We start from the raw sequence: 7,626 nt of genomic DNA on the forward strand, positions 1-7,626 counted from the left end.
GGATTGATCTCGAGAAGCTGGTCTTTTTGTGCCGTGCCCAACATTCGAACGCCGGAGCTTGCTCCGGTTATTGGATGGTCCATATGTCTTTCCTTCGGATCTTTGATCCTGGGGAGGATGGACGGTGGGCATTGGCAATGAGAACGATCAAGTGTCTTAAGGGCAATTGGTGGATGCCTTGGCATGCACAGGCGATGAAGGACGTGATACGCTGCGATAAGCTGCGGGGAGGTGCGAATAACCTTTGATCCGTGGATTTCCGAATGGGGCAACCCACCTTGGATAGCTAGAAAATCATTTTGGTTCTGTCCTCACGGATGGACGCGGCTTTGCCGCTATCCTCCGGACGGGGCGCGCCAAAAGGCGCGACGGCCGGTCGGCCTTGCGGATGTCTTCGACATCCGGAAGTGCGGATCGGCACGGTCTATGCGGTTTATCTGTCATAGACCGCTAGGTCGTCGGACCTTATGGTCCGCGCCCGCGCAGGGGCCAGGCCGCGCAAGCGGCCGGTGCGGCCCCGTGAGCGAGAACCCAAATGGTTTCTAGCTATCGTTAACAAGGTATCTTGAGCTGAATAGATAGGTTCAAGAGGCGAACGCGGGGAACTGAAACATCTAAGTACCCGTAGGAAAGGACATCAACCGAGACTCCGCAAGTAGTGGCGAGCGAACGCGGACCAGGCCAGCGGCTTTTGAGAGCCAAGCGGAACCGTCTGGAAAGTCGGGCCGTAGCGGGTGACAGCCCCGTACGCATAATGCGATCAAAAGTCCTTGAGTAGGGCGGGACACGTGAAATCCTGTCTGAACATGGGGAGACCACTCTCCAAGCCTAAGTACTCGTGCATGACCGATAGTGAACCAGTACCGTGAGGGAAAGGTGAAAAGCACCCCGACAAGGGGAGTGAAAGAGTACCTGAAACCGATTGCCTACAAACAGTGGGAGCCTGCAATGGTGACCACGTACCTTTTGTATAATGGGTCAGCGACTTAGTGTGTCGAGCAAGCTTAAGCCGGTAGGTGTAGGCGCAGCGAAAGCGAGTCTGAACAGGGCGTTCAGTTCGACGCATTAGACCCGAAACCGAGTGATCTAGCCATGAGCAGGCTGAAGGTACGGTAACACGTACTGGAGGGCCGAACCCGTATCTGTTGCAATAGATTGGGATGACTTGTGGCTAGGGGTGAAAGGCCAATCAAACTCGGAAATAGCTGGTTCTCCGCGAAATCTATTTAGGTAGAGCGTCGACCGAATACCCTCGGGGGTAGAGCACTGGATGGGCTAGGGGTCCTCACCGGATTACCAAACCTAACCAAACTCCGAATACCGAGGAGTACTAGTCGGCAGACACACGGCGGGTGCTAACGTCCGTCGTGGAGAGGGAAACAACCCTGACCAACAGCTAAGGTCCCCAAGTCATGGCTAAGTGGGAAAGGATGTGAGACTCCCAAAACAACCAGGATGTTGGCTTAGAAGCAGCCATCATTTAAAGAAAGCGTAACAGCTCACTGGTCTAATTAAGGGGTTTTGCGCCGAAAATGTATCGGGGCTAAAGCCATGCACCGAAGCTTTGGGTTCACGCTTTTGCGTGAGCGGTAGCGGAGCGTTCCGTAGGCCGATGAAGGCGGACCCGTGAGGGCTGCTGGAGGTATCGGAAGTGCGAATGCTGACATGAGTAACGATAAAGGGGGTGAGAGACCCCCTCGCCGAAAGTCCAAGGGTTCCTGCTTAAAGTTAATCTGAGCAGGGTTAGCCGGCCCCTAAGGCGAGGCCGAAAGGCGTAGTCGATGGGAACCACGTTAATATTCGTGGGCCTGGAGGTAGTGACGGATCGCGTGTGTTGTGAGGTCTTATCGGATTGACCTTGCGGCGAAGCGGTCCCAGGAAATAGCTCCTCCATATAGACCGTACCCGAAACCGACACAGGTGGACTGGTAGAGTATACCAAGGCGCTTGAGAGAACTGTGCTGAAGGAACTCGGCAAATTGCACGCGTAACTTCGGGATAAGCGTGACCCTTCTTCGGGCAACCGTTGGGGGGTGGCACAGACCAGGGGGTAGCGACTGTTTATCAAAAACACAGGGCTCTGCGAAGTCGCAAGACGACGTATAGGGTCTGACGCCTGCCCGGTGCCGGAAGGTTAAGAGGAGAGGTGCAAGCTTTGAATCGAAGCCCCGGTAAACGGCGGCCGTAACTATAACGGTCCTAAGGTAGCGAAATTCCTTGTCGGGTAAGTTCCGACCTGCACGAATGGCGTAACGACTTCCCCGCTGTCTCCAGCACAGACTCAGTGAAATTGAATTCCCCGTGAAGATGCGGGGTTCCTGCGGTTAGACGGAAAGACCCCGTGCACCTTTACTATAGCTTTACACTGGCATTCGTGTCGGCATGTGTAGGATAGGTGGTAGGCTTTGAAGCCCGGGCGCCAGCCTGGGTGGAGCCACCCTTGAAATACCACCCTTATCTATATGGATGTCTAACCGCGGCCCGTCATCCGGGTCCGGGACAGTGTATGGTGGGTAGTTTGACTGGGGCGGTCGCCTCCTAAAGAGTAACGGAGGCGCGCGATGGTGGGCTCAGAACGGTCGGAAATCGTTCGCTGAGTGCAATGGCATAAGCCTGCCTGACTGCGAGACTGACAAGTCGAGCAGAGACGAAAGTCGGTCATAGTGATCCGGTGGTCCCGTGTGGAAGGGCCATCGCTCAACGGATAAAAGGTACGCCGGGGATAACAGGCTGATGACCCCCAAGAGTCCATATCGACGGGGTTGTTTGGCACCTCGATGTCGACTCATCGCATCCTGGGGCTGGAGCAGGTCCCAAGGGTATGGCTGTTCGCCATTTAAAGCGGTACGTGAGTTGGGTTCAGAACGTCGTGAGACAGTTCGGTCCCTATCTGCCGTGGGTGTAGGAATATTGACAGGATCTGTCCCTAGTACGAGAGGACCGGGATGGACGTATCTCTGGTGGACCTGTTGTGGCGCCAGCCGCAGTGCAGGGTAGCTATATACGGACGGGATAACCGCTGAAGGCATCTAAGCGGGAAACCCACCTGAAAACGAGTGTTCCCTATCAGAGCCGTGGAAGACGACCACGTCGATAGGCCGGGTGTGGAAGCGCAGCAATGCGTGAAGCTTACCGGTACTAATAGCTCGATTGGCTTGATCGTTCTCATTTGCCAATGCTCATCTTTCTGAGCGCTCACGCGCCGTCCGCTCCTTCGGAGCGGGCGCTCCGCGAGGGCGCCGGACGACCGGCGACGCGCAGTCGCGCGTTATGTGGTCCTCACGGGCGTACGCGGCTTCGCCGCTGCCCTGCGGACAACGCGGCGCATCAGCGCCGACGGCCAGTCGGCCTTTTGTTTGTCCTCACGGATGTATGCGGCTTTGCCGCTATCCTCCGGACGGGGGCGCGCAAAGGCTCGCACGCGCTTGCGAAGCTTCGCTTCGCGAGGGCGCAAGCCGGAACTATACAAAAAACAGCTTCTCGATTTGATATGCGTTTTGCCGACCTGGTGGTTATTGCGGGGCGGCTGCACCCGTTCCCTTTCCGAACACGGCCGTGAAACGCCCCAGCGCCGATGGTACTTCGTCTCAAGACGCGGGAGAGTAGGTCGCTGCCAGGTCTGCAAAACACATATCAGCTTCTCGTCACACACAAACCGCCATTCCAGGCGCAAAAAGGCCGCAACCCGCGGCCCGCAAAAACCTTTGACGCGGGGTGGAGCAGCCCGGTAGCTCGTCAGGCTCATAACCTGAAGGTCGCAGGTTCAAATCCTGCCCCCGCAACCAACGATAACAGCACCCGTTCATCCCAAGGATGAGCGGGTTTTTTTGTGCCCGAAGCCAAGCTGAGTATGCCCGCCAGATCACCCTCCAGCCAGAGGTCGACCTTGCCGTCCGGACCGGGAGAGACGATGATCTGGCCGATCAAGGCGCGGATGTCGTCGCTGGCTTCCCCGCCGCGACCGCCTTCTCGATCGACGCATCGGCGGAGGTGGACGTCACGTCAAAGACGACGGCAACGGCCTGACCGCGGCCAAGCGGACCCGCTACCTCTTCTCGGGGCTGATTAAGTGCGCCGAATGCGGCAGCGGCTACTCCATCGTCTATCGCAACCAGTTCGGATGTTCTTCTGCAAGGAACAAAGGCATCTGCCGGAACTGCGCCCGGATCAGCCGCTTTGAGCTTGAGACCCGGATTCTCGCCGCGCTGCGCGATCAACTGATGCAGCCCGAACTTTTTGAGACGTTCTGTGAAGAGCAAGCACCTGTGCGGATCGTTTATCCGAATACGCTCGAGCATGGCGATCGATTGCTCGCGAATATCCTTTCTGTCCATCTTCCGGTGAAGTCGCAGCCCTTCTGCCATCTGTTCGCCGATGGTCATGGAAGGGTTGAGCGAGACCATGGGTTCCTGAAAGACCATTCCGATGCTGGCGCCGCGGATTGCACGCAGGCCTTTTGCGTCGAGTTGCGTAAGGTCTGTTCCATCGAACAGGATGCTGCTTTGCGGCTCGATGACCAGGGGCGGCGGAAGCAGGTTGAGGACGGCACGCGCCGCCATCGTCTTGCCCGATCCGGATTCCCCGACGAGTGCGATCATGCTGCCGGCGGCAAGATCGAAGGATAAGCCGTCCACGACGCGGGCGCCGCCTTGGCTGACCGAAACCGAAAGATCGCGAACGCTGAGCATGTTGCCGCTTTCCACCTCTGCTAGCATGACACGCCTCAGTTTCGCATCTTTGGATCGAGCCAATCGCGCACTGCATCGCCCAGCATGTTCACGCCGAGAAGCGTGATGGAGATGCATAGGCCCGGGAGGATGATCAGGTGCGGCGCCTCGTTGATGTAGGCGCGCGCCGTCGCCAGCATATTGCCCCAGCTGGGGGCCGGTGGCGGAACGCCCAGTCCGAGGAAGGACAGTGCGCTTTCCGACAGGATGATCCAGCCGAACATTGTCGTCGCAAGCACGGTTACCGGCGCAACGCAGTTTGGCAGCACGTGGCGCATCATGGTCATTGGTTCGCTATTGCCAATCACGCGGGAGGCTTCGACGAACTCTCGTTCGCGCAGCGACATCACCGTGGCCCGGACCACACGCACGACGACCGGCATGTAGGCAAGGCCCAGTGCGATGACGATCCCGTTGCGGCTGGCGCCGAACACGGCCATGAAACCGAGCGCCAGCAGCAGGCCGGGAAAAGCCAGGAAGGCGTCGTTGAAGGTCATGATGATGCGATCGAGCTGCGGATTCCGATTCAAACCGGCCGGGTATTCCGATTTGAAGCCGGCCACCATTCCGACATGAAGCCGGCCGGGATTCCGATCAATATGCGGATTCCGATTCAAACCGGCCGGGTATTCCGATTTGAAGCCGGCCACCATTCCGACATGAAGCCGGCCGGGATTCCGATCAATATCCGGCCACTTTAGGGGGCTGAAGACAGACCACCTGGGTCAGCAACTTTGGCATGACGGTCCTTTTGCAAAAGGGACGCGCGATGCCAGCAAAGAGAAGGCTGACCATGAGACAACTACGACAAATGCTCCGGCTTGCCGGAGACGGGACGAGCACCCGCGATATCGCGCTGACGCTCGGCATAGCGCGCAGCACCGTCCAGGACAATCTCAAGCGCGCGACAGCAGCAGGATTGAACTGGCCGCTGCCGGGCGACCTTACCGACGATGCGCTCGAGAACAGGCTGTTCGCCCGGGCCGGGGTCAAGCAAGGTCTGCGGCGGCGTCCCGAGCCGAACTGGGCGCAACTGGCACTGGAGCTCAAGAAGCCGGGCGTGACGCTGCTCATCCTGTGGGAGGAGTATCGCGCCGTTCATCCCGGCGGCTACGGCTATAGCCGTTTCTGTGATCTGTTTCGCAGATTCGAGCGGCGGCTCTCGCCGACCATGCGCCAGGAGCACGCTGCCGGCGACAAGGTCTTCGTGGACTATTCCGGCAAGAAGATCGCCATCGTCGATCCGCTGACCGGCGAGATCCGTGAGGCGGAGATCTTCGTTGCCGTTCTGGGCGCCTCCGGCTTCACCTACGCGGAGGCGACATGGACGCAGGCGCTGCCGGACTGGATCGGCGCCCACGTGCGCATGTTCGGCTTCTTCGGCGGCGTGCCGCGCCTGATTGTGCCCGACAATCTGAAGTCCGGCGTCAATCGGGCCTCGTTCTATGACCCGGAGATCAACCGCAGCTACGGCATGATGGCCTCGCACTACGGCGTCGGCGTGCTGCCGGCACGGCCGAGGCGCCCGAAGGATAAAGCAAAAGTCGAAAACGGAGTCCGTTTTGCCCAGACCTGCATCCTCGGCCGGCTGCGGCATCAGACCTTCTTCTCGCTGGCCGAGGCCAATGCCGCGATCGCCGGCGCACTCGATCGGATCAACGACCATGTCATGCGCCGCCTCGGCGTCAGCCGCCGGCATTTGTTCGAGACGGTGGAACGGCCGGCGCTGGCCAGTCTGCCGGCACAGGATTACGAGTTCGCCGAATGGCACCTGGCCCGTGTCGCCACCGACTACCATGTCGAGTTCAAGACCTTCTTCTATTCCGTGCCGCACAGCCTCATCCGCCAGCAGGTCGATATCCGCGCGACGCAAAGGACGATCGAGGTATTCCATCGCGGCAAGCGCGTCGCCGTTCATCAGCGCCGATATGGCGGACGCCGTTACGGCACGAACCCTGAGCACATGCCCAGTTCCCACCGTCGATATGCGGAGTGGACTCCTGACCGCTTTCGACGATGGGCTGCTTCGATCGGACCACAGACCGAGGGGCTGATCATCGCCATCCTGGCCAGCCGGCCTCATCCCGAGCAGGGGTTCCGCACCTGCCTGGGTGTTTTGCGCCTGTATCGTGATCTCCATCGCGAACGCGCAGAGGCGGTGTCGGCCCGCGCTGTCGAGATCGGCGGGCTGACCTGCAAGAGCATCGCCGCCCTTATCACCAACCACAAGGCCGCCCGGCCTGCCGGCAACCCCGGCGCCGTCATCGATCACGCCAATCTGCGTGGTCCCGGCTACTTCCATTAAGGAGATAAAGATCATGCTGACCCATCCCACCCTCGACATGCTGCGCGACCTCGGACTGCACGGCATGGCCAAAGGCTTCCAGGACCTCGACGCCCAACCGGAAGCGCGCGCCCTCGATCATGGCGAATGGCTCGCCATCCTGCTCGAGCAGGAAGCGACATTACGACGCCAGAAGCGCTTCGAGGCGCGTGCCCGCGCGGCCCGGCTGCGCCATGACGCGCAGGTCGAAGATACCGACTTCCGTGCCGAACGCGGTCTCGATCGTTCCCTGTTCCTCAAGCTCGCAGGCTGCGACTGGATCCGACAACGTCATGGGCTCCTGTTGACCGGCCCGGCCGGCGTCGGCAAGAGCTGGCTTGCCTGTGCTCTCGGTCATAAGGCCTGTCGCGAGGACTTCTCAGTCGTCTATCATCGCGCGCCACGGCTATTCGCCACGCTCGCCCTGGCCAGGGGCGACGGCCGCTATGCCAGGATGCTGAAGGCGTTGGCCCGCACCGACCTGCTCGTCCTCGACGATTGGGGACCCGAAAAGCTCAACGACGAACAGCGCCGCGATCTCCTCGAGATCATCGAGGACCGCTATGAGCGGCGCTC

Annotated in this window: 2 protein-coding genes, 1 tRNA gene, 2 rRNA genes and 3 pseudogenes; 6 read left to right on the forward strand and 2 right to left on the reverse strand. The window is 59.7% G+C overall.

Translation table 11 applies throughout. The features are described from left to right. Nucleotides 1–145 precede the first annotated feature (145 nt). From GM909_RS11000 to GM909_RS26475, 4 genes and pseudogenes are all read left to right on the forward strand, one after another. Nucleotides 146–3,163, forward strand: a 23S ribosomal RNA gene (locus GM909_RS11000). Between the two features lie 341 nt (nucleotides 3,164–3,504). Then, nucleotides 3,505–3,619: ribosomal RNA gene (gene rrf / locus GM909_RS11005) — 5S ribosomal RNA — on the forward strand. Nucleotides 3,620–3,708: 89 nt separating this feature from the next. After that, nucleotides 3,709–3,785, forward strand: a tRNA-Met gene (locus GM909_RS11010). Between the two features lie 312 nt (nucleotides 3,786–4,097). Continuing rightward, nucleotides 4,098–4,151: pseudogene (locus GM909_RS26475) on the forward strand (hypothetical protein); the annotation flags it as partial. Between the two features lie 132 nt (nucleotides 4,152–4,283). Here GM909_RS26475 and GM909_RS26480 read toward each other — a convergent pair. Continuing rightward, nucleotides 4,284–4,805: pseudogene (locus tag GM909_RS26480) on the reverse strand (ATP-binding cassette domain-containing protein); the annotation flags it as partial. After that, a pseudogene (locus tag GM909_RS11025) lies at nucleotides 4,724–5,296 on the reverse strand (ABC transporter permease); the annotation flags it as partial. The pseudogenes GM909_RS26480 and GM909_RS11025, both read right to left, overlap by 82 nt. 224 nt (nucleotides 5,297–5,520) lie before the next feature. Between GM909_RS11025 and istA the strand changes: the two are divergent. Next, entirely contained in the window at nucleotides 5,521–7,032 is a 1,512-nt protein-coding gene (istA, locus tag GM909_RS11030; RefSeq protein WP_407941279.1) for an IS21 family transposase, read from the forward strand. Between the two features lie 13 nt (nucleotides 7,033–7,045). Beyond that, on the forward strand, nucleotides 7,046–7,626 hold a 581-nt coding region (locus GM909_RS11035; protein ID WP_157016433.1), incomplete at its 3' end, for an ATP-binding protein.

It is taken from the genome of Mesorhizobium xinjiangense (genome assembly GCF_009749525.1).
GTDB classification, from domain to species: Bacteria; Pseudomonadota; Alphaproteobacteria; order Rhizobiales; family Rhizobiaceae; genus Mangrovimarina; species Mangrovimarina xinjiangensis.